Origin of the sequence: Bradyrhizobium sp. LA2.1 (assembly GCF_040547725.1) — a bacterium.
Lineage (GTDB): Bacteria > Pseudomonadota > Alphaproteobacteria > Rhizobiales > Xanthobacteraceae > Bradyrhizobium > Bradyrhizobium barranii.
The window spans coordinates 33,617-55,121 of record NZ_JBEPQI010000041.1; the positions used below are offsets into that span (position 1 = coordinate 33,617).

Annotated in this window: 21 protein-coding genes; 16 read left to right on the forward strand and 5 right to left on the reverse strand. The window is 65.2% G+C overall.

Annotated features, from left to right (window positions below):
- Positions 1-35: 35 nt before the first annotated feature.
- The 13 genes from ABIB95_RS44005 (at position 36) to ABIB95_RS44065 (ending at position 12,308) form a co-directional block, all read left to right on the forward strand.
- Positions 36-632 carry a superoxide dismutase gene (locus ABIB95_RS44005; protein WP_063985730.1) on the forward strand — a complete coding sequence of 199 codons (597 nt, stop codon included), beginning with the start codon at positions 36-38 and terminating at the stop codon, positions 630-632.
- Between the two features lie 215 nt (positions 633-847).
- Positions 848-1,459 (forward strand): permease, encoded by a 612-nt coding sequence (locus tag ABIB95_RS44010; RefSeq protein ID WP_354248811.1) that lies wholly within the window; start codon positions 848-850, stop codon positions 1,457-1,459.
- A complete protein-coding gene (locus ABIB95_RS44015; RefSeq protein WP_008138982.1) occupies positions 1,456-1,956 on the forward strand; it encodes a hypothetical protein in 501 nt (166 codons plus the stop codon). The genes ABIB95_RS44010 and ABIB95_RS44015 overlap by 4 nt, the downstream gene beginning before the upstream one ends.
- 44 nt (positions 1,957-2,000) lie before the next feature.
- Entirely contained in the window at positions 2,001-2,249 is a 249-nt protein-coding gene (locus ABIB95_RS44020; RefSeq protein WP_063985728.1) for a hypothetical protein, read from the forward strand.
- Positions 2,250-2,251: 2 nt separating this feature from the next.
- A complete protein-coding gene (locus tag ABIB95_RS44025; RefSeq protein WP_063985727.1) occupies positions 2,252-3,004 on the forward strand; it encodes a metal ABC transporter ATP-binding protein in 753 nt (250 codons plus the stop codon).
- 6 nt (positions 3,005-3,010) lie between these two features.
- Complete coding sequence (locus ABIB95_RS44030; protein ID WP_071909402.1) at positions 3,011-3,880, forward strand: metal ABC transporter permease; 870 nt, start codon at positions 3,011-3,013, stop codon at positions 3,878-3,880.
- 2 nt (positions 3,881-3,882) lie between these two features.
- The gene (locus ABIB95_RS44035) at positions 3,883-4,746 is read left to right on the forward strand and encodes a metal ABC transporter solute-binding protein, Zn/Mn family (RefSeq protein ID WP_354248812.1); all 864 of its coding nucleotides are present in this window, start codon (positions 3,883-3,885) and stop codon (positions 4,744-4,746) included.
- Positions 4,747-4,800: 54 nt separating this feature from the next.
- Entirely contained in the window at positions 4,801-5,844 is a 1,044-nt protein-coding gene (locus tag ABIB95_RS44040) for a CobW family GTP-binding protein (protein WP_014491771.1), read from the forward strand.
- A complete protein-coding gene (locus tag ABIB95_RS44045) occupies positions 5,844-6,863 on the forward strand; it encodes a WD40 repeat domain-containing protein (RefSeq protein ID WP_354248813.1) in 1,020 nt (339 codons plus the stop codon). The genes ABIB95_RS44040 and ABIB95_RS44045 overlap by 1 nt, the downstream gene beginning before the upstream one ends.
- A gap of 206 nt (positions 6,864-7,069) precedes the next feature.
- A complete protein-coding gene (locus ABIB95_RS44050; protein WP_354248814.1) occupies positions 7,070-10,216 on the forward strand; it encodes an FG-GAP-like repeat-containing protein in 3,147 nt (1,048 codons plus the stop codon).
- A gap of 108 nt (positions 10,217-10,324) precedes the next feature.
- Positions 10,325-11,041: an MgtC/SapB family protein gene (locus ABIB95_RS44055; RefSeq protein WP_028148118.1), complete on the forward strand. Its 717-nt coding sequence runs from the start codon at positions 10,325-10,327 to the stop codon at positions 11,039-11,041.
- Between the two features lie 99 nt (positions 11,042-11,140).
- Positions 11,141-11,473, forward strand: a complete 333-nt coding sequence (locus tag ABIB95_RS44060; protein ID WP_028148117.1) for a hypothetical protein — start codon at positions 11,141-11,143, stop codon at positions 11,471-11,473.
- A gap of 94 nt (positions 11,474-11,567) precedes the next feature.
- Positions 11,568-12,308, forward strand: coding sequence for an acetoacetate decarboxylase (locus ABIB95_RS44065; protein ID WP_354114560.1), 741 nt, complete (start codon positions 11,568-11,570; stop codon positions 12,306-12,308).
- A gap of 63 nt (positions 12,309-12,371) precedes the next feature.
- On the opposite strand, the gene ABIB95_RS44070 is transcribed toward ABIB95_RS44065, so the two are convergent.
- From ABIB95_RS44070 to ABIB95_RS44090, 5 genes are all read right to left on the reverse strand, one after another.
- A complete protein-coding gene (locus tag ABIB95_RS44070) occupies positions 12,372-13,814 on the reverse strand; it encodes a homospermidine synthase (protein ID WP_354120754.1) in 1,443 nt (480 codons plus the stop codon).
- Positions 13,815-13,862: 48 nt separating this feature from the next.
- The gene (locus tag ABIB95_RS44075; RefSeq protein ID WP_028148114.1) at positions 13,863-14,252 is read right to left on the reverse strand and encodes a RidA family protein; all 390 of its coding nucleotides are present in this window, start codon (positions 14,250-14,252) and stop codon (positions 13,863-13,865) included.
- A 135-nt stretch (positions 14,253-14,387) separates the two neighbouring features.
- Positions 14,388-14,975, reverse strand: a complete 588-nt coding sequence (locus tag ABIB95_RS44080; protein WP_354248815.1) for a GNAT family N-acetyltransferase — start codon at positions 14,973-14,975, stop codon at positions 14,388-14,390.
- Positions 14,976-15,120: 145 nt separating this feature from the next.
- Positions 15,121-16,263 carry a type III PLP-dependent enzyme gene (locus tag ABIB95_RS44085; protein ID WP_063985715.1) on the reverse strand — a complete coding sequence of 381 codons (1,143 nt, stop codon included), beginning with the start codon at positions 16,261-16,263 and terminating at the stop codon, positions 15,121-15,123.
- A gap of 674 nt (positions 16,264-16,937) precedes the next feature.
- Positions 16,938-17,192, reverse strand: a complete 255-nt coding sequence (locus ABIB95_RS44090; RefSeq protein ID WP_041954176.1) for a hypothetical protein — start codon at positions 17,190-17,192, stop codon at positions 16,938-16,940.
- A gap of 137 nt (positions 17,193-17,329) precedes the next feature.
- Here ABIB95_RS44090 and ABIB95_RS44095 point away from each other — a divergent pair, with 137 nt between their 5' ends.
- From ABIB95_RS44095 to ABIB95_RS44105, 3 genes are read left to right on the forward strand one after another with little or no spacing between them, the layout of a single operon-like run.
- Positions 17,330-19,411: a M3 family metallopeptidase gene (locus ABIB95_RS44095; protein ID WP_354248816.1), complete on the forward strand. Its 2,082-nt coding sequence runs from the start codon at positions 17,330-17,332 to the stop codon at positions 19,409-19,411.
- On the forward strand, positions 19,411-20,049 hold the full coding sequence (locus ABIB95_RS44100) for a DUF1007 family protein (RefSeq protein WP_354248817.1): 639 nt from the start codon (positions 19,411-19,413) through the stop codon (positions 20,047-20,049). The genes ABIB95_RS44095 and ABIB95_RS44100 overlap by 1 nt, the downstream gene beginning before the upstream one ends.
- Positions 20,046-21,206 (forward strand): nickel/cobalt transporter, encoded by a 1,161-nt coding sequence (locus ABIB95_RS44105; protein ID WP_354248818.1) that lies wholly within the window; start codon positions 20,046-20,048, stop codon positions 21,204-21,206. The genes ABIB95_RS44100 and ABIB95_RS44105 overlap by 4 nt, the downstream gene beginning before the upstream one ends.
- Positions 21,207-21,505: the final 299 nt, after the last annotated feature.

Below are 21,505 nucleotides of genomic sequence, written 5' to 3' on the forward strand. Positions count from 1 at the left end.
TAAGCCAGTTCCCCATCAGTCGCGGACAACAACCCATGACCTTTACGCTGCCCCCACTCCCTTACGCCTATGACGCCCTCGGCCAGTTCATGTCGAAGGAGACGCTGGAATTCCACCACGACAAGCATCATCAGGCCTACGTCACCAACGGCAACAACGCGCTTAAGGGCACCGAATGGGAAGGCAAGTCCCTTGAGGAGATCGTCAAGGGCTCGTTCGGCAAGAACCCGGCCGTGTTCAACAATGCCGGCCAGCACTACAACCACATCCACTTCTGGAGCTGGATGAAGCCCAATGGCGGCGGCACCAAGCTGCCGGGCAAGCTCGAGAAGAAGATCAACGAGGACCTCGGTGGCTTCGAGAAGTTCAAGACGGACTTCCAGGCGGCCGGCGTTGGCCAGTTCGGCTCCGGCTGGGCCTGGCTCCAGGTCAAGAACGGCAAGCTCGAGATCGCCAAGACCCCGAACGGCGAGAATCCGCTTGTGCACGGCGCCACCCCGATCCTCGGCGTGGACGTCTGGGAGCACTCCTACTACATCGACTATCGCAACCGCCGTCCGGACTATCTGAAGGCGTTCGTCGAGAACCTCGTGAACTGGGAATACGTCGAGTCCCTGTTCGACAAGGCCTGAGCCATCACACTTTCCGGGTGCGGCGTCGCCGCTCCGGGATGACGAACTCGAAAAGGCGGTCGCATGCGCGGCCGCCTTTTTGCTGTGCGGAATTCGACTGCTGCTTCGCATGGCCCTGCGCGAGGTGCGCATCGCTTCCCATCATCGTACTGTTTGCATCGCATGGGCGGCGCCCTTAATCAGGATGGGCATCACCCTCGAGCCCACCGAGCCCGTTGTCAGAGCCTTCCCCGAACAAGCCGGCGCCTGCCGAGGACGCGGAGTCCGAGCCGCGGCCGGGGCGTGTGCGCAAGCCGATCGGCTGGTCGACCATCATCATCGCGGTGCTGGTGGCGGTGAGCGCGGGCCTCGTCTGGCGGCGTGATGGCACAGACGGCGTCCTGGAGATTCTCACGCACGACCTCTCGCTGTTCGGCGGCATCCTGCCGCGCGTGCTGGCGGGCTGCCTGCTCGGGGCCTTCATCTCCGAAATCCTGCCGCACGAAAAAGTCTCGCGCTCGCTCGGGCCGAAATCCGGCCTGATGGGCCTTTTGATCGGCACCGCCTTCGGCGCGATCCTGCCGGGCGGACCCTTCACCGCCTATCCGGTGGCGAGCGCGCTGCTCGCGGTCGGCGCCGATTTCGGCGCCACCATCGCCATGGTCGTGAGCTGGACCCTGATCGGCTACGGCCGCGCGGTGGCCTGGGAAATTCCGATCATGGGCACCGACTTCACGCTGTGGCGGATCGTCATTTCGCTGCCGCTGCCGGTGCTCGCCGGCGCGCTCGGCCGCTTCGTCTATGTCCGGCTTTATCCGCAGCCGGCCGCGAAGGACGACGAGACTTGAGCGCGGCGCTTCTCATCGACATCCTGCTGTGGGGCTCGGTGTTCGGCGTCGGCCTGATCGCCTTCCGCCGCGGCCCACCGGTGTTCAAGGCCTCGCTCCGCGAAGGCTCCATGGACTTCATCAACATCGTGCCGCGCATCGCGCTCGGCGTGATCGGCTCCGGCTACATCGCCGCCATCATCCCGCAGGAGGTGATCACCGGCTGGCTCGGGCCGGACAGTGGCTGGCTCGGGGTTGCGACCGCCGTGGTCGCCGGCGCCGCCACCCCCGGCGGACCCGTGATCGGCTTCTCCATCGGCACGGTGGCGCTGAAGTCGGGCGGTGGGGTGCCGCAGGTGGTTGCCTACGTCGTCGCCTGGGCCTTATTTGCCTTCCAGCGGGTGATTTTATGGGAAATCCCGTTCATGCCGGCCCGGTTCGTCTGGTTCCGCTGCGCCGTCTCGGTGCCGTTCCCGTTCGTCGCCGCCGCCATCGCGATGGTGATCGGCAAGCCCTGAGCCGGCCGTGGACAGGGGTAATGTTATAATATAACGTCGTCGGCATGGTTCCCGCCGCGTCCCACGCCCATCACCACGACCACGTTCATGGCCAGTCCCATGACCATTCTCATGGCGACGGGCATTCGCATGGGCACGACCACACCCACGCCCATGTCCATGATGCGGCCTCGCCCCATCCGGCCCAGGACGCGCCCTGGTCGATCCTGCGCATGACCATGGCCGGCCGCCTCGCGGCCGCGCTTGCTGTCTGCGCCGTGCTCTGGGGCGTGGTCTTCCTGGCGATGAGGTGACCATGGCGGCCGTGCACTTCCATAATGTCACGCTCGGCTACGACCGGCACCCGGCCGTGCATCATCTCAACGGCGAGGTCGCCTCCGGTGCGCTGGTCGCCGTGATCGGCCCGAACGGCGCCGGCAAGTCGACGCTGTTGCGCGGCATCGTCGGCATCCTCCGGCCGCTCGACGGCAGCATCCATCTCGGCGGGCTCGATAGCCGCGATATCGCCTATCTGCCGCAGAGCGCGGAGATCGACCGCAGCTTCCCGATCTCGGTGTTCGACTTCGTCGGCACCGGGCTCTGGCGCGACGCGGGCCTGTTCGGCGGCATCGGCAAGGCTGCGCGCGAGAAGATCCTGCGCGCGATCGCCTCCGTCGGCCTCAACGGCTTCGAGAACCGCCCCATCGGCACGCTCTCGGGCGGGCAGATGCAGCGCATCTTGTTCGCGCGCGTGCTGCTCCAGGACGCGCGCCTGATCGTGCTCGACGAGCCCTTCAACGCCATCGACAGCAAGACCACGGCCGATCTGCTCGCGCTGGTGAAGCACTGGCACGGCGAAGGCCGCACCGTGCTCGCCGCGTTGCACGACATGGAAATGGTGCGCAACCATTTCACCGAAACGCTGGTGCTGGCGCGCGGCCCCGTGGCCTGGGGACCGACGGCGGAGGTGCTGACGCCGGAAAACCTGCTGGTCGCGATGCGGATGTGCGAGGCTTTTGACGATAGTGCCACGGCTTGCGCCGAGGACGGACGCTCGCGGGCGGCGTGATCACAGATGATCTATGACGCGCTGATCGGCCCGTTCACCGAATTCGAGTTCATGCGGCGCGCGCTCGCCGCCGTGATCGCGCTGTCGCTGGCGGGCGCACCGATCGGCGTGTTTCTGATGCTGCGGCGGATGAGCCTCGTCGGCGATGCCATGGCGCATGCGATCCTGCCCGGTGCTGCCGTCGGCTTCCTGCTCTCCGGCCTCAATTTGTTCGCGATGACCGCCGGCGGCCTGGTTGCAGGATTTGCCGTCGCGATCCTGGCCGGCGTGGTCGCGCGTTCGACCGGGCTGAAGGAGGACGCCTCGCTTGCGACCTTCTATCTGGCCTCGCTGGCGCTGGGCGTCACCATCGTCTCGATCAAGGGCACCAATATCGACCTCCTGCACGTGCTGTTCGGCAACATCCTCGCGATGGACGACCAGACGCTGCTGGTGGTGGCCTTCAACGCCACGGTGACGCTGCTGGTGCTCGCCGTGATCTATCGCCCGCTGGTGATCGAGAGCGTCGATCCACTATTCTTGCGCACCGTCAGCCGCGCCGGCGGTCCCGCGCATCTCGCCTTCCTCGCGCTCGTCGTGATCAACCTCGTCAATGGCTTTCAGGCGCTGGGCACGCTGCTCGCGGTGGGCCTGATGATCCTGCCGGCGGGCATTGCCCGGTTCTGGTCGCGCGATCTCACTGTCATGATCTGCATCGCCGTCGTCGCTGCCGCCGTCGCGGGCTATTTGGGCCTTGTGCTGTCGTTCCAGACCCGCGTGCCGTCGGGCCCTGCGATCATTCTGGTGGCGACGGTGCTTTACATCGTCTCGGTGCTGTTCGGCCGCGTCGGTGGTATCGTCCGACAGATGTTTCCCGGCCGGCATCTGGAAGCGTGACGATGCGGCGCCTCCTGCTTTGTGTGCTCCTGCTGATCGCCTCGCCGCTGCATGCGGCCGAGCGGCTCAACGTCGTCGCGAGCTTCTCGATCCTCGGCGATTTCGTCCGGACCGTTGGCGGCGATCGAGTCGACGTCACGACGCTGGTGGGCCCCGACAGCGACGTCCACGTCTACACGCCCGCGCCAAGCGATGCGAAGCGGATTGCGGATGCAAAGCTCGTCATCGTCAACGGGCTCGGCCTCGAAGGCTGGCTGCCCCGTCTGGTGCAGTCCGCAGGAAGCAAGGCGCAGGTGGTCACCGTGAGTGCCGGCATCGTACCGCTGAAGCTCGGCTCGGCCGCGGATCCGCATGCCTGGCAGTCCGTCCCCAACGCCAGGATCTATGTGAGCGACATCGCCAATGCGTTGGCCGCGGCCGACCCTGACGACGCCGAGTTCTTCCGCGCCCGGGCAAAGGCCTATCTGGACAAGCTCGAAGCGCTCGACCGCGAGGTGCGGGAGGCCGTGGCGAAAATCCCGCCGGAGCGGCGCAAGGTGATCTCCACCCACGACGCCTTCGGCTATTTCGCCGCCGAATATGGTGTCCAGTTCGTGGCCCCCTTGGGGGTCTCCACGGAGACCGAGCCCAGCGCGCGGGACATCGCCGCCATCATCGGCCAGATCAAGGTTCAAAAGATCCCGGCCGTGTTCCTGGAAAACATCAGTGATGACCGCCTGATCCGGCGGATCGCGGCCGAGACCGGGGCCAAGGTCGGCGGGACCCTGATTTCGGACGGTTTGACCGGCGAAAAGGGGCTTGCACCCACTTACATTGATATGGTCAGGCACAATATAAAGGCCCTGACCAGCGCGCTTGACCACTAGGGCAGGGGGCCACCCCGCCGTGCGTCGCGCGGAAAAGCCCGACCCGGAGTTGTCATGTCTGAAGCGTCCCAAAAAATTCCCGTGACCGTGCTGACCGGCTATCTCGGCGCCGGCAAGACCACGCTGCTGAACCGCATCCTGTCGGAAAACCACGGCAAGAAATACGCCGTCATCGTCAACGAATTCGGCGAGATCGGCATCGACAACGACCTCATCATCGGCGCCGATGAGGAAGTGTTCGAGATGAACAACGGCTGCATCTGCTGCACCGTGCGCGGCGACCTCGTGCGCATCATGGACGGCCTGATGAAGCGCAAGGGCAAGTTCGACGCCATCATCGTCGAGACCACCGGTCTCGCCGATCCCGCGCCCGTGGCCCAGACCTTCTTCGTCGACGAGGACGTGCAGAAGAACGCGCGGCTCGACGCGGTCGTCACGGTCGCCGACGCCAAATGGCTGTCGGACCGGCTCAAGGATGCGCCCGAGGCCAAGAACCAGATCGCGTTCGCCGACGTCATCGTGCTGAACAAGACCGATCTCGTCACCAAGCCGGAGCTTGCCGAGGTCGAGGCCCGCATCCGCGCGATCAACCCCTATGCCAAGCTGCATCGCACCGAGCGCTGCTCGGTCGCCCTAGCGGACGTGCTGGATCGCGGCGCCTTCGACCTCGACCGCATCCTCGACATCGAGCCGGATTTCCTGGAGGCCGATGATCATGACCACGACCATGATCATCACCATCATGGCCACGACCATCACCACCATGATCACGGCCACGGCCTGAAGCACTATCACGACGAGGACATGCAGTCGCTGTCGCTCAAGACCGACAAGCCGCTCGATCCGAACGTGTTCATGCCCTGGCTCCAGAATTTGGTGCAGGTCGAGGGCGGCAAGATCCTGCGCTCCAAGGGCATCCTCGCCTTCCACGACGATGATGACCGCTATGTCTTCCAGGGCGTCCACATGATGCTGGAGGGCAACCACCAGCGGAAGTGGAAGGACGGCGAGCCGCGCGAGAGCCGCCTCGTCTTCATCGGTCGCGAATTGCCGGAAAAGGCCATTCGCGAGGGTTTTGAGAGCTGCATCGTCTCGTGATGAAAGAGTTTACGCCGGCCCCCGATTCCGCCTCGATCGTCTCCGTCACCGATCGCGTCAAGCCTGTTACGCTCGGCATGGGCGTGACCTCGGTGTATTTCCTTGGGCCCCGCGCCGCCTTCGTCGGCGGCGAGGAGAATGTCGCGTTCGTCGACGCCAAGGGCGAGATCACGACGGTCGCCGTGCATAGTAGCGGCATTCTGTCGACCGCCTCCGACGGCAAGCGCCTCATCATGGGCGGCGACGACGGCAAGGTCGTGTCGCTCGACGCCAAGGGTGAGGTGACGCTGCTCGCCACCGACCCCAAGCGGCGCTGGATCGACGCGGTGGCGCTGCATCCCGACGGGGCCTATGCCTGGTCGGCCGGCAAGACGGCCACCGTCAAGAGCGGCAAGACCGAGGAGAAGTCGCTCGAGGTGCCCTCGACCGTCGGCGGTCTCGCGTTCGCGCCGAAGGGCCTGCGGCTCGCGATCGCCCATTACAACGGCGCGACGCTGTGGTTTCCAAACATGGAAGGCTCAGCCGAATTCCTGCCCTGGGCCGGCTCCCATCTCGGCGTCACCTTCAGCCCGGACAACAAGTTCCTGGTCACCACGATGCACGAGGCGGCGCTGCACGGCTGGCGGCTCGCCGACAACAGGCACATGCGCATGACCGGCTATCCCGGCCGCGTCCGCTCGATGTCATGGAGCGCGGGCGGCAAAGGGTTGGCGACTTCGGGTGCCGACACAGTCATCATCTGGCCGTTCGGCAGCAAGGACGGCCCGATGGGCAAGGAGCCCGCGATGCTCGCGCCGCTGCAGGCGCGCGTGTCGGTGGTCGCCTGCCATCCGAAGAACGACGTCCTCGCCGCCGGTTACAGCGACGGCACCGTGCTGATGGTACGGCTCGAGGACGGCGCCGAGATCCTCGTTCGCCGCAATGGCACGCCTCCGGTCGCCGCGATTGCCTGGAACGCCAAGGGCACGCTGCTGGCCTTTGCCGACGAGAACGGCGACGGCGGATTGCTGGAGCTGTGAGGCGTTGTCCACAGCCTCTCCCCGTTATGTTATTTTTGTTAACGTGTAACATAACCGACAAGCAGCCTCTGTAGGGTCGCAGATGTAGAGAGCGCGGCGTGCAATTTCGAATTGCTGCCGCGCGATGAGTTGCGCCTGGCGCCGGCCGGTCCGGTGCCAGTGTGCAATTCGAATCCTCGCATCGACGTTCACCCCAGGGAATCCCCATGCCACCCATCCCCGTTCTTCCGACGCTCGTCAGCATCACAGGCACCGATCCGTCGTCGACCGACGCGTCGGTCGTGCACTACACCGTCACCTTTTCGAAGCCGGTTTCCGGCGTCACGGTCGATCAGTTCACCCTCGCCACGACGGGGAGCATCAACGGCGCCGGCATCACGGACATCACGCCGGTGGCTGGCAGCAACGGTGCGAGCTACACGGTCACGGTCAACACCGGCTTGGGCAGCGGTTCGCTGGGGCTGCAACTGACCGGCACCAATGTGCACGATTCCAGCGGCTATTATATCGGGCCATTCCAGTCCGAGTCGCAGATGGCCGGCCCGCGCTTCAGCATCATCAACACGGCGGCGGTCGGCGACGTCAACGGCGATGGCAAGCAGGATATGGTGTATATCCGGACCGTCAGCGCTTCCGCATATTTTCTCGATGTCAGGACCAATGACGGCACGGGCCAGTTCACGCAAACCTCGCTGACCGGAACTTCGGAGCTGGAAGGATCGATTCAACTCGCCGACGTCAACGGCGACGGCGAGCTGGACGTTCTGATGGGCAACCTCTTCACCGGGACCCTGGACGTCAAGCTGGGCAACGGCAACGGCACGTTCGCGGCGACGACGAAGTATGCGACGGGTGGGAGTACTGGCGGCAATATCAGGGCGCTTGCCGACTTCAATGGCGACGGCAAGGCCGACGTGATCATGTCGAATAATATTGGCACGTCGCTGCTGCTCGGTAACGGCGATGGCTCTTTCGGATCGCCGGTCGCCACGGATGTCTCCGGGCTCATCGCGGGCGGAGATTTCAACCGCGACGGAAAGACCGACCTGGTGGTGCAGAGCGGTTCGGCGGTTGCCGTACGGCTTGGCAACGGCGACGGCACGTTCCAATCCCCGATCGGGGCTGGCACCGCCTCGATCGCCCGCAGCGGCGACTTCAACGGCGACGGCAAGCTTGATCTTGCACTCGGAACCAACAACTCAATTGCGATCTTGCTCGGTAACGGCGACGGCACCTTCGCATCGCCGCAGACCTTCCTGACACCGGCAGCTATTTGGGACTTGGCTGCGGCGGACCTCAATGGCGACGGCAAAGCGGACATCGCCGTGCTGGCAACCAGCAACAATACGCTTTCGACCTTCTACAGCCGTGGTGACGGCACGTTCGGTCCGGTAGTGACGTTGCCGCTCGACGCCAGCGTGCAGAACATATCGGTGGCGAACGATCTGAATGGAGACGGTAAGGCCGACGTGATCGTCGAGTTCAGGACGAGCAACTCCTCGACCGGCGAGGACGTTTTCCTCACCGCTCCCACTCCGACCGTCACGGGATACACGATCAATCGCACGCCGCCGGCCCTGACCATCGTCGATGCGGACGTGACGCCGGGTGCAGACGGGAAAAATTACGTCAACGCGGCGCATTTCCACGGCGGGACGACGACCCTGTCCGGCTCCGGCAATGCCGGAGACACCGTCACGGTCACGAATGCCGGCGACAATTCCGTCGTTGGCGTCACCACGGTTGGCAGCGACGGCAGCTGGAGCCTCGGCGTGTCCGGCCTCCAGGACGGTTCGACCTACAGCTACGCCGCGACCGCCACGGATAGCCTGGGCAACCACAGCAATCCCGGGCCCGCATTCACCTTTACCGTCGATGCGACCGCGCCCGTCCTCGCGATCACGAGCATCGAAAATTCCGATGCAACGCCCTTTTCGATCACCGTCCGGGGCACGCTCGACCTGGCCGACGCGACCTCCGCGCTCACCTTGTCGTTTGGTCCAACGGATCACGCGGTCACCAGCGCCGCCGACGGCACGTGGCGGCTGGACAATCTGTCTCCGGCAACCAGACTTTCCTATGTGACGGCCCGTCTGCGCGACGCCGCCGGCAATACCGGCGTGTCGCAATCGATCCCTCTCGCCTTTGGCTACACGCTGGCGAGCGGCGCCTCACTTGAGAACGCGATCGTTGCGGCGGCCTCCTCGTCCTTCAACCCGAGCCTTGTCGTCCGCGGCACCTCGGTCGGGGCGACCGTCTTGCGCAACGGAATCGAAGAAGACTACGGCATCTCGACCGGATCGGTGGTCAAGAACGGCGGCCAGCAGCATGTTTTTGGCACCGGCACGACCGGCGCGACGATCGAAGCCGGCGGCTATCAGGACATCCGCGCCGGTGGGCGTGCGACAGATACCCTGTTGTACGGTTTCGGGCAGGTCTACGCCAACGGCACCTCGGCCCACACCACGATCAAGGCTGGCGGACAACAGTCCGTTGCCGCCGGCGGCCGCGACGTCAACTCGACAATCGACGGCGGAACGCAATATCTGAGCGGAACGGCGACGGGCACGACGGTGGGCGCCGGCGGCAATCAATACGATTACGGCACGGCGAATGGCGTCCTCGTCGCGAGTGGCGGCGCCCAGCACGTCTATCAGGGCGGCAGTGCCAGCGGCACCACCGTTGCTGCGGGCGGCTATCAGGACGTTGCCGACGGTACCGTCACCGACACCGTGCTCGACGGCAATCAGCAGGTGCTCGGCAATGGCCACGCTGCCGGCACCGTCATCAATGCCGGTGGGCGGCAATATGTCGGCTCCGGTGGCGCGACAACGGGCACGACGATCGCAGCCGGCGGCTTCCAATACGTGGACGCCGGCGCCACTGACGGCGGCGCAACGATCAATGGCGGCTATCAGTTCGTCGCAGGTGCTGCGACCGCAACGACCGTCAGCGGCGGTGGCGAGCAGGATGTGGGGGCGGGCGGCAACGTCTCGAACGCGCATCTGGATGGCGGCAGCGAGCATGTCTACGCTGGCGGCCTGCTCCAGAACGTCGATTTCGGCGGCTCCGGCGGCGCAACGCTGGTGCTGGACATACCGGCGGGCCTGGCCGGCTCGATCGCCAATTTCGGCGCCGATGACACCATCGACTTCCGCAATACCGTGATCAGCAGCCTCGATGTCGACAGCGCGAACAATCTGACGGTCACGACCGACGGCGGCCAGAGCTACTCCTGGGCTCTGCTCGCGCAATACTCGGCCTCGTCCTTCGCGCTCTCGGCCGACGGCAATGGCGGCACAGTGCTGAGCTATACGCCGCCGCAGCAGACGTTGCTCGCGGCCGCTCACTAAGGCAGAGAAAATAAGACGACCGGGCATCGGCTTCCACAGCCGGTGCCCGTTCAAATTGACCTCGTCGGCACTCTCGCATAGATCGTGTGCCAACCCGTGCGAGGGACCATGCGGTTTTTGACGACCTTCCAGATTGCTGACTTCGCCGACACGCTGGTCAGCCTGTTCACAGCGTTCGTGCTGGGCACGCTGATCGGCGCCGAGCGGCAGTACCGCCAGCGCACCGCCGGCCTGCGCACCAACGTGCTGGTCGCGGTCGGTGCCGCCGCCTTCGTCGATCTCGCCATGCACCTGACCGGCGCCGACGGCGCGGTCCGCGTGATCTCCTATGTCGTATCAGGCATCGGCTTCCTCGGCGCCGGCGTCATCATGAAGCAGGGCATGGACGTGCGCGGGCTCAACACCGCGGCGACGCTGTGGGCCTCGGCCGCGGTCGGCTCCTGTGCCGGCGCCGACATGGTCGCGCAGGCGGCCGCGCTGACCGTGTTCGTCATCGCCGGCAACACCATGCTGCGCCCGCTGGTCAACGCCATCAACCGCATTCCGCTGAACGAGAAGGCCTCGGAGGCGACCTATTATTTCAAGCTCGCCGTCGCGGCTGACGCCCTGCCCGACATGCGCGACCGGCTCGCTGAAAAGCTGGAGGCCGCGAAATATCCGGTGGCCGATATCGACGTGGTTGAGATCGGGGATGATATTCTCGAGGTCGTCGCAAAGCTGGTTGCGACCGCAGTGGATCCGAACGAGCTGAACGCGGTGGCGACCGATCTCCAGCACCTGCCGGGCGTGCGCCACGCCACCTGGGAAGTCAGCACCTCAGACTGAGCGCGGCGTTTTGGCGCGAAGGCACGGTTCCCGCCTCGTCCGCCATGGAACCGCAGTCGGGCAAGTTCGTTGACTCCGCGGATAAAGGCGGTGATCGACATGCCCGGCCCAAACGACAAGCGCAGACTGAAACGCGACCTGATGATCGCCTGCTCGCTGTTCGCAGCAGGCGTCGTGGTGTCAGGTCTCTCGCTGGCGCAGATCCGGGCCGAGAGCCGGATGCAGACGGCGCAGGCGACACAACCGCTCCAGGGCACGCCGTCCAACGATCAGGACAAGACACCCGCGCAGGCCAAGCCCGGCGGCGACCGGCCGACCACGCCGGCTCCCGAGCCCGCGCGCCCCGACCCGCAGACGCAGGGCGCGGCGACCAAGCCGGCGCTGCCGGCGGCGCCCGCGGAGAAGATCGCGCCGCCGATCAAGGAGAAGTAGCCCGGCGGCCGGCGCGTTGTGACGCGCATTTGATCTCGCCTCGGCAGGCGGCCCGTTCCATAATCTGTCGCGCCAACGACAGATGGGGCCTCCCATGAAGATCGAAGACGTCCGCCGCACCGCCTATTCGATGCCGCTCACCAACCCGGCATTCCCGCCGGGGCCATATCGCTTCTTCGACCGCGAATATTTCATCATCACCTACAGGACCGATCCCGAAGCCCTCGCCGCCATTGTGCCCGAGCCGCTTGAGGTGGCCGAGCCGGTGGTGAAATACGAATTCATCCGCATGCCCGACTCGACCGGATTCGGCGACTACACCGAAACCGGGCAGGTGATTCCGGTTCGCTTCAAGGGCGAGGAGGGCGGCTACACCCACGCGATGTATCTGGACGACGAGGCCCCGATCGCCGGCGGCCGCGAGCTGTGGGGCTTTCCGAAGAAGCTCGCTAGGCCCAAGATCGCGATCGAGAGCGACGTCCTGGTCGGTTCGCTGCATTACGGCTCGGTCCTCTGCGCCTCGGCCACGATGGGTTACAAGCACCGCAAGGTCGACCACGACATGGTGCTGAAATCGATGGCGGCGCCGAACTTCATCCTGAAGATCATCCCGCATGTCGACGGCAGCCCGCGGATCTGCGAGCTGGTGCGGTTTCATCTCGATGACGTCGTGCTGAAGGAAGCATGGACCGGCCCTGCCGCGCTCGGCCTGTTTCCCCACGCACTCTGCGACGTCGCCCGCCTGCCGGTGCGCGAGGTGGTCTCGGCGCTGCATTTCAAAGCGGACCTGACGCTCGGGCTCGGCAGCGTGGCGTTCGATTACTTGGCGAAATAGGTCGGCAAAAAGAAATGCCCGGCACAAGGCCGGGCATCGCTATCAACCGGAAGCGCTGAGAGGTCAACGCACCAGGACATTCCGGAACTGCCAGGGATCGCTCGTGTCGATATCTTCCGGGAACAGTCCCGGACGATCCGTCAGCGGCGTCCAGTCGGTGTAGAAACCCTTCACCGGGCCGAGATATGGCAGCTGGATTTCCAGCAGACGATCGAAATCCATCTCGTCGGCTTCGACGATGCCTTCGTTCGGGTTTTCCAGCGCCCACACCATGCCGCCGAGCACGGCGGAGGTCACCTGCAGGCCGGTAGCGTTCTGATACGGCGCGAGTTTGCGCGTCTCTTCGATGGAGAGCTGCGAGCCGTACCAATAGGCATTGTTGTCGTGGCCGAACAGCAGCACGCCGAGCTCGTCGATGCCGTCGACGATTTCGTTCTCATCGAGGATGTGGTGCTTTTCCTGCATCTTCGCGGCGCGGCCGAACATTTCGTGCAGCGACAGCACGGCATCGTCGGCCGGATGGTAGGCGTAGTGGCAGGTCGGCCGGTAGACCGCCGTGCCTGATGCGTCGCGCACCGTGAAGTAATCGGAGATCGAGATCGACTCGTTGTGGGTGACGAGGAAGCCGTACTGCGCGCCGCGGGTCGGGCACCAGGTGCGCACGCGCGTGTTGGCGCCGGGCTGCATCAGATAGATGGCCGCGCCGCAGCCGGCTTCGTGGGTGCGCGCATTCCCGGGCATCCATTTTTCATGGGTGCCCCAGCCGAGTTCGGACGGCTGCACGCCTTCCGACAGGAAACCTTCCACCGACCAGGTGTTGACGAAGACGTCAGGCTCTTTCGGTGACTTGGAGCGCTGGGTGTCGCGTTCAGCGATGTGGATGCCCTTGATGCCGGCCTGCCGCATCAAGTCGGCCCACTCGGCCTTGGTCTTCGGCTTGGGAGCATTGAGCTTCAGATCGGCGGCGACATTGAGCAGCGCCTGCTTGACGAAAAAGGAGACCATGCCGGGATTGGCGCCACAGCAGGAGACGGCCGTCGTCGAGCCCGCCGGGCGCGCCTTCTTGGCGGCCAGCGTCACTTCGCGAAGCGCGTAGTTGGAACGCGCTTCCGGGCCCTTCGAGGAATCGAAATAGAAGCCGAGCCAGGGCTCGTTGACGGTGTCGATATAGAGCGCGCCGAGCTCGTTGCAGAGCTCCATGATGTCGGTCGAGCCGGTATCGACCGAGAGATTGACGCAAAAACCCTGGCCGCCGCCTTCGGTGAGCAGCGGGGTCAGCAACTCCCGGTAATTGTCCCGGGTCACGGCCTTCTGGATGAAGCGGACGTTCTGCTTCTCGCAATGCGCCTTGCGGCCCTCGTCCTTGGGATCAATCACGGTGACGCGCGACTTGTCGTAGTCGAGATGCCGCTCGATCATCGGCAGCGTGCCTTTGCCGATGGAGCCGAAGCCGACCATGACGATGGGACCAGTGATCTTCGCGTAGATCTGCGAGGGGTGGCTCATGGGATGGTTTCTCCGGAACGTGCTGGCAGACAAAGGGTGGGGGGTGGATCAGGCGCTGCGGCGCTTGGCGGTGACTTCGATCTCGACCTTCATCTCGGGCTTGGCGAGGGCAGAGACGACAAGCAACGTCGCAGCCGGCCTGATGTCGCCGAGAACCTCGCCGCAGACGGCGAAGTGGGCATCGATGTAGCTGGCGTCGGTGACGTAGTAGGTCGCACGGACGATATCGGCCATCTCGAATCCGCCCTCCTTCAGGGCGGCTTCGATGGTCTTGAAGCAGTTGCGTGACTGGCTCGTGACATCTGATGGCATCGTCATCGTCGTGTAGTCATAGCCGGTGGTTCCGGCGACGAAGGCGAACTCGCCGTCGATCACGGCGCGGCTGTAGCCGACGGTCTTCTCAAGGGGAGAGCCGGTGGAGATCAGGCGACGGGACATGGTCGTGGGCCTCGACTGAAGGGGGTGTTTGGCGGGTTAAAGGGCGTTTCTCAGGCCCGCGCAACCCTAAAGGAAAGGGCGCGCGCGGGCATCGCCGCGGGATGCGGCTTAAGTCGTCGCCATCATGGCAATCCCTTAGGCCGCGTGCGCCTGGAGGGCGCGAACTACCCTCCGTTTGGGCAGGGCCGTGCCGGTCGGCACGATCATCCTCTCAACGCCATCCAGCGCACCGGCCTGGAATTCGATCGCCAGCAGGCGATCGCGCTCGAACGGGCCGGGCAGCATCAATGCGCCGGTCTTTTCGGGCGAGAAGCCGAAGCGGGCGTAATAGGAGGCATCGCCGAGCAGGATTACGGCGGCATGCCCACGTGCCCGGGCGGCGGCCAGCGCTTGATGCATCAGCGCGGCGCCGATCCCGAGCTCGCGGAAGGCAGGGTCCACCGCCAGCGGTCCGAGGACCAAAGCGGGTCTGCCTCCGGCGCTGACGTGCCACAGACGCACGGTTCCCACGAGTGTCCCCTCGCGCACAGCCGACAGGGCAAGGCCTGCGGCAGGTGCACGTCCGTCGCGCAGGCGCTGGCAGGTGCGGTCATGGCGGTTCTCGCCAAAGCTTGCATCCAGCAGCGCTTCACGGGCGGCGACGTCGGCAGCACGTTCCGCACGGATCGCGAACGGAGCGGCTTTCGAAGTGAGGGCGACTTGTGGCTTCCGAAAAGCAGTCATGGCGCGTCAGTCCCCGCTTGAACCCGCGTGCGAGAAGCACGCCGGCTCAAGACGTCGTCAGAATGGCAATGTCAGGAAGGGAGCCGGCGGACCGGCTCCCGGGTTCGTCAGGCCTCAAAACGAGAGGCGGATCAGATGCGGCAAATCAGATGTGGTACGTCTTCAGCGGCGGGATGCCGTTGAACGCAACCGCCGAGTAGGTCGACGTATAGGCCCCGGTGCCTTCGATCAGCAGCTTGTCGCCGATCTCGAGCGTGACGGGGAGCGGATACGGGCTCTTCTCGTACAGCACGTCGGCGCTGTCGCAGGTCGGGCCTGCGAGCACGCACGGCGTCATGTCCGCACCGTCATGCGGGGTGCGGATGGCGTAACGGATCGACTCGTCCATGGTCTCGGCGAGACCGCCGAACTTGCCGATGTCCAAATACACCCAGCGCACCTCGTCCTCGTCGCTCTTCTTCGAGATGAGCACGACTTCGGATTCGATGATGCCGGCATTGCCCACCATGCCGCGACCCGGCTCGATGATGGTCTCCGGAATCTGGTTGCCGAAGTGCTTGCGCAGCGCGCGGAAGATCGAGCGGCCGTAGGTGACCACCGGCGGCACGTCCTTCAGGTACTTGGTCGGGAAGCCGCCGCCCATGTTGACCATGGAGAGGTTGATGCCGCGTTCGGCGCAGTCGCGGAACACCTGCGAGGCCATCGCCAGCGCACGGTCCCACGCCTTCACCTTGCGCTGCTGCGAGCCGACATGGAAGGAGATGCCGCACGGCTCCAGGCCCAGGCGCTTGGCAACGTCGAGCACGTCGACAGCCATTTCCGGGTCGCAGCCGAACTTGCGCGACAGCGGCCATTCGGCGCCGGCGCAGTCATAGAGGATGCGGCAGAACACCTTCGCGCCGGGAGCGGCACGGGCGACCTTCTCGACCTCAGGAACGCAGTCGACCGCGAACAGCCGGATGCCGAGCGCGAAGGCGCGCGCGATGTCGCGCTCCTTCTTGATCGTGTTGCCGAAGGAGATGCGGTCGGGCGTCGCACCCGCGGCCAGCGCCATTTCGATCTCGGCGACTGTCGCGGTGTCGAAGCAGGAGCCCATGGATGCCAGCAGGGACAGCACTTCCGGCGCCGGGTTCGCCTTGACGGCATAGAACACGCGGCTGTCGGGCAGCGCCTTGGCAAAGGTCTGGTAATTGTCGCGCACGACCTCGAGGTCGACGACGAGGCAAGGCTCGGTGTCCCGGCCCTCGCTGCGGCGGTTGCGCAGGAATTCCTGAATACGTTCGGTCATAGCACTCTCCCAAACGGCCCAGCGACGGGGATCCGTTCAAAAAATGTCGTCGGATAAGAGCGCTCCGGCCAGATCACGCGATGGAGGCGTGACGAGCCAAAGACTCACATCAGACTGTGCTGCCGTGGATTGGTTGGGAATTTCCCGCCCGCACACCTGGCAATGAAGGACAAGCCTTTTCAGTAGCCCGCGCCGGCGTTGGACTGCCGGTAGAGACCAAAAAAGCCCGATCCGTCGTTGCTTTAAGTCGCGTCCCCCGTTGAGAGCGGGGTGCGCCGGTTCGCCTCCGGCTGCCAGTCACGGTTGCAAAAAGTGAAGTCACCTTCGACTAGGCATCTCTTTGAGAGAGATGCTGGACGCTCCGGGTTTGCTTCCTCGTCCGACCTTTCGGTCTCGCGACTTCCGCACTTCCGAAGAGCCCCTCGGCTTCTTCACCCCTTGGCGGCTGTCCGGCCTCTTGTCCGGATACCTACCGACTGACACACGACCACAGGCACGTGCGAAATTGGGCAAGAGCGCACATAAGCGTTTTGACTCAGCTTCGCAAGAATTTTTTTAGGCTGAGGACAGAATTGCCTAACATCTGCTTGCGCAGTGTTGCGCGAGCGGCGCGGAAGATGAACGCGCGTTAAGTTTTCTCAGCCGTGCGCGCGTCTTGCGCGCGCGAGGAAGCGTCAGCGGCGCTTCGTGAACGGCTCGACGCGCTGAGCCGCGCGGATGAACGCGGTCATCACGAGCACGCCGAGCGCGAACAGCACAGCCTGGAGGATGTGCGTGCCCTGATCGCCGAGCCCGAACAGGATCGCGAGCGCCCAGCCGCCGGCGAACGCGGCGCCGAATACTTCGGCGCCGATCAGGATGGCCGCGCTGACGACAGTGATGACGCTTGGCCAGACGATCTGACGGGAAGAGGAGGCAGGCGCGTTCATGAGCTCTGGGGTCCGTGGCTTCGAGGGCCGCAATCTCCCCGAAAAGGCGGCCGGGAGCAAGGGCAAATGGCCCAAAAAAGCCCCATCGCGTGCTATAGCTGACCCCAACAATCGAGCCACAAAAACCGGGACTTGCGATGTCAGACCCCCGCCAAACCACGGACCCCGAGACCAACCCGCTGCTGAAGGCCTGGGTGACGCCGTTTGCGACCCCGCCCTTCGACGAGGTCAAGCCCGAGCACTTTCTGCCGGCCTTCGAGCAGGCCTTCGCCGATCACTCCGCCGAGATCGCGGCGATCACCAACGATCCGGCGGCCGCCGACTTCGCCAACACCATCACGGCGCTGGAGCGCTCCGGCAAGCTCCTCACCAAGGTCGCGGCGGTCTTCTACGACCTCGTCTCGGCGCATTCCAACCCGGCCATCCTGGAGATCGACAAGGAGGTCTCCTTGCGGATGGCGCGGCACTGGAATCCGATCATGATGAACGCCGTGCTGTTTGGTCGCATCGCCCATCTGCACGAGAACCGCGCCGCTCTTGGTCTTTCGCCCGAGCAGCTCCGCCTGCTGGAGCGCACCTACACCCGGTTCCACCGTTCCGGTGCCGGCCTCTCCGAAGAGGCCAAGGCGCGGATGGCGGAGATCAACGAGAAGCTCGCCCAACTCGGCACCGGCTTCAGCCACCACCTGCTTGGCGACGAGCAGGAGTGGTTCATGGAGTTGGGGGAGGCCGACCGCGAGGGCCTGCCGGAGAGCTTCGTCGCAGCCGCCAAGGCTGCGGCGGAAGAGCGCGGCATGGACGGCAAGGCCATCGTCACGCTGTCGCGCTCCTCGACCGAGCCGTTCCTGAAGAGCTCGGCCCGCCGCGACCTGCGCGAGAAGGTCTACAAGGCCTTCACTGCGCGCGGCGACAACGGCAATGCCAACGACAACAACGGCACCATCGTCGAGATCCTGCAACTGCGCGAGGAGAGCGCCAAGCTTCTGGGCTATCCGACCTTCGCCGCCTACCGGCTCGAGGATTCCATGGCCAAGACGCCGGATGCGGTGCGCGGCCTGCTGGAGCGGGTCTGGAAGCCGGCGCGGGCGCGCGCGCTCGCCGACCGCGACGAGATGCAGGCGTTGATCACGGAAGAGGGCGGCAATTTCAAGCTCGCGCCCTGGGACTGGCGTTTCTATGCCGAAAAACTCCGCCTCCAGCGCGCCAATTTCGACGACGCCGCGATCAAGCCGTACCTCACGCTCGATCACATGATCGCCGCCGCCTTCGACTGCGCCACCCGCCTGTTCGGCATCACCTTCGAGGAGCGCAAGGACGTGCCGGCCTGGCACCCGGATGTCCGGGTCTGGGAGGTGAAGGGGCCGGACGGCAAGCACAAGGCGCTGTTCTACGGCGACTACTACGCCCGGCCGTCGAAGCGCTCCGGCGCCTGGATGACCTCGCTACGCGACCAGCAGAAGCTCGACGGCGAGATCGCGCCGCTCGTCATCAATGTCTGCAACTTCGCCAAGGGCGCCAACGGCGAGCCCTCGCTGCTCTCGCCCGACGATGCCCGCACCCTGTTCCACGAGTTCGGCCACGGCCTGCACGGCATGCTCTCCAATGTGACCTATCCGTCACTCTCGGGCACCGCGGTGTTCACCGACTTCGTCGAGCTGCCCTCCCAGCTCTACGAGCACTGGCAGGAGCGGCCGGAGGTGCTGCAGCAGTTCGCCCGCCACTACCAGACTGGCGAGCCGCTGCCGGACGATCTGCTCCAGCGCTTCCTCGCCGCGCGAAAGTTCAACCAGGGCTTTGCCACGGTCGAGTTCGTCTCCTCGGCGCTGGTCGATCTCGAATTCCACACCCAGCCGGCTTCTGCCGCGCAGGATGTTCGCGCCTTCGAGAAGAAGGAGCTGGAGAAGATCGGAATGCCCGAGGAGATCTCGCTCCGCCACCGGCCCACGCAGTTCGGCCACATCTTCTCCGGCGACCATTATGCCGCCGGTTACTACAGCTACATGTGGTCGGAGGTGATGGACGCCGACGCCTTCGGCGCCTTCGAGGAGGCCGGCAACATCTTCGATCCTGCGGTGGCAAAGCGCCTGCACGACGACATCTACTCCTCGGGCGGATCGGTCGATCCCGAGGCCGCCTATGAAGCCTTTCGCGGCCGCCCGCCGGAGCCCGACGCACTGCTCCGCCGGCGCGGCCTGCTCGATGGCGCCAAGGCAGCCTGATGGGCATGCGTGCCCTGTTCGGCCTGTTGCTCGCCGCTGCGATGACGTTCGCAGCCGGAGCGGCGCGGGCGCATCCGCATGTCTGGATCACCGCGACCAGCGAGCTGCTCTACGCCCCCGACGGCTCGATCACCGGCGTCCGCCACGCCTGGACCTTTGATGACATGTTCTCGGCCTATGCCCTGCAGGGGCTCGAGAGCAAGACCAAGGGCGCCTATACGCGCGAGGAGCTCGGGCCGCTGGCGCAGACCAATGTCGAGTCGCTGAAGGAATACGCCTACTTCACCTTCGCGCGAGGCGACGGCAAGAAGGAGCGTTTTAACGAGCCGGTCGACTACTTCCTCGACTACAAGGATACCGTGCTGACCCTGCACTTCACGCTGCCGCTGAAGAACCCGGTCAAGCCCAAGCAGCTGGTGCTCGAAGTGTTCGACCGCTCCTATTTCATCGACTTCCAGATGGCCAAGGACAATCCGGTCAAGCTGGTCGGCGCGCCCGCCGGCTGCCAGATGAAGCTCGATCGTCCCAACGACGGCTCCGCCGCCGCGCAGAAGCTCAACGAGCAGACCTTCCTGAACGGTGAGAACTCGAATTTCGGCATGATGTTCGCTAACAAGATCACGGTGGATTGCCCTTGAAGCCGCAACTCTCCCCGTTCGCACGCGGGCTGCTTGCCTGCGCTGCGGCTGTCGTCGTGCTGGGTGTGGCGGACGCCGCGCTTCACGATCTCCTCGCGCAAAATCCGTTCGGCGCACCACGCCCGGCGCAGGCCGCGGAGCCCGAGGCCAGCGGCGTCATCGGCTGGCTGTTGGCAAAGCAGTCGGAATTCTATCGCCAGATGTCGGCGACCATTCGCGCCGCGAAGTCCGACGGCTCGGCGGTGTGGACGCTGCTCTTCATCTCCTTTGCCTATGGCATCTTCCACGCCGCCGGCCCCGGCCACGGCAAGGCGGTGATCGCCTCCTATCTCGTCGCCAACCGCGAGACCGCGCGGCGCGGCATCGCGCTGTCGTTTGCCTCGGCGCTGATGCAGTCGCTGGTGGCGATCCTGATCGTCGGCATCTCGGCCTGGGTGCTGAACGCCACCGCCAAGACCATGTGCAAGGCGGAAGGCGCAATCGAGATCGCGAGCTACGGCCTGATCGCGCTGTTCGGCCTGCGGCTGGTCTGGGTCAAGGGCCGCACCTTCATCCGCGCGCTCCAGGCGGTCCAGCCGGTGCCGGCGATCGCCGGCGTGCCGCATGACCATCACGATCACGGCCATCACCATCACCATCACCATCACCATGATGCCCATGATCATCACGACCACGATCACGGTCATGATCACCATCATCACGACCATGGTCACGCCCACGCCCACGCCCACGCCCATCACCACCATGCGCACGACCACGTCCATGACGAGCATTGCGGCCATTCCCACGGTCCGACGCCGAGCGAGCTTGCCGGTCCCGGCGGCTGGCGGCGCGGGTTCGCTGCGATTCTGACCGTCGGCATCCGGCCCTGCTCGGGTGCGATCCTGGTGCTGGTGTTCGCGCTCGCGCAGGGCCTGTTCTGGGCCGGCATCGCCGCGACCTTGCTGATGGGACTCGGCACCGCCATTACGGTCGCGGCCATCGCCGTCGTCGCCGTCTCCGCCAAGGACATCGCCGCCCGCCTCAGCGCCGGGCGCGACGGCGGCGGCGCGCTGTTCATGCGCGGCATCGAATTCGGCGCCGCCGGCCTCGTGCTGCTGTTCGGCGCGGGCCTGTTGTTCGGCTACGTCGCCGCCGAACGGACGACGTGTTTCTAAGGTTGCTCTTTCCCTCCCCCCTTGTGGGGGAGGGTGGCTCGCCGCGTAGCGGCGAGACGGGTGAGGGGTATCTCTCCGCGAGCAAACCTCTCACGATTGAATCGTGCGGAGAGATACCCCTCATCCGTCGCGCTACGCGAGCCACCTTCTCCCACAAGGGGCCTGTTGCGTAATTCGTCAATTGTGATTCCCTAGGGCAAAGCGTTGGAGGGTAGCGATGGCGGTCAAGCGGACGGGACAGCCGAGCTTTGTGGAAGCGCTGATGCCGAAGGGAGCCGGCGCCAATGCGGCGCTGGATC

Bases quoted from the DNA above. Each gene is read 5' to 3' on its own strand.
- ABIB95_RS44075 (WP_028148114.1), bottom strand. From the start codon at position 14,252: ATGTCCCGTCGCCTGATCTCCACCGGCTCTCCCCTTGAGAAGACCGTC.
- ABIB95_RS44050 (WP_354248814.1), top strand. From the start codon at position 7,070: ATGCCACCCATCCCCGTTCTTCCGACGCTCGTCAGCATCACAGGCACC.
- ABIB95_RS44035 (WP_354248812.1), top strand. From the start codon at position 3,883: ATGCGGCGCCTCCTGCTTTGTGTGCTCCTGCTGATCGCCTCGCCGCTG.
- ABIB95_RS44085 (WP_063985715.1), bottom strand. From the start codon at position 16,263: ATGACCGAACGTATTCAGGAATTCCTGCGCAACCGCCGCAGCGAGGGC.
- ABIB95_RS44020 (WP_063985728.1), top strand. From the start codon at position 2,001: ATGGTTCCCGCCGCGTCCCACGCCCATCACCACGACCACGTTCATGGC.
- ABIB95_RS44095 (WP_354248816.1), top strand. From the start codon at position 17,330: ATGTCAGACCCCCGCCAAACCACGGACCCCGAGACCAACCCGCTGCTG.
- ABIB95_RS44055 (WP_028148118.1), top strand. From the start codon at position 10,325: ATGCGGTTTTTGACGACCTTCCAGATTGCTGACTTCGCCGACACGCTG.
- ABIB95_RS44060 (WP_028148117.1), top strand. From the start codon at position 11,141: ATGCCCGGCCCAAACGACAAGCGCAGACTGAAACGCGACCTGATGATC.
- ABIB95_RS44090 (WP_041954176.1), bottom strand. From the start codon at position 17,192: ATGAACGCGCCTGCCTCCTCTTCCCGTCAGATCGTCTGGCCAAGCGTC.
- ABIB95_RS44025 (WP_063985727.1), top strand. From the start codon at position 2,252: ATGGCGGCCGTGCACTTCCATAATGTCACGCTCGGCTACGACCGGCAC.
- ABIB95_RS44040 (WP_014491771.1), top strand. From the start codon at position 4,801: ATGTCTGAAGCGTCCCAAAAAATTCCCGTGACCGTGCTGACCGGCTAT.
- ABIB95_RS44005 (WP_063985730.1), top strand. From the start codon at position 36: ATGACCTTTACGCTGCCCCCACTCCCTTACGCCTATGACGCCCTCGGC.
- ABIB95_RS44100 (WP_354248817.1), top strand. From the start codon at position 19,411: ATGGGCATGCGTGCCCTGTTCGGCCTGTTGCTCGCCGCTGCGATGACG.
- ABIB95_RS44065 (WP_354114560.1), top strand. From the start codon at position 11,568: ATGAAGATCGAAGACGTCCGCCGCACCGCCTATTCGATGCCGCTCACC.
- ABIB95_RS44045 (WP_354248813.1), top strand. From the start codon at position 5,844: ATGAAAGAGTTTACGCCGGCCCCCGATTCCGCCTCGATCGTCTCCGTC.
- ABIB95_RS44070 (WP_354120754.1), bottom strand. From the start codon at position 13,814: ATGAGCCACCCCTCGCAGATCTACGCGAAGATCACTGGTCCCATCGTC.
- ABIB95_RS44030 (WP_071909402.1), top strand. From the start codon at position 3,011: ATGATCTATGACGCGCTGATCGGCCCGTTCACCGAATTCGAGTTCATG.
- ABIB95_RS44080 (WP_354248815.1), bottom strand. From the start codon at position 14,975: ATGACTGCTTTTCGGAAGCCACAAGTCGCCCTCACTTCGAAAGCCGCT.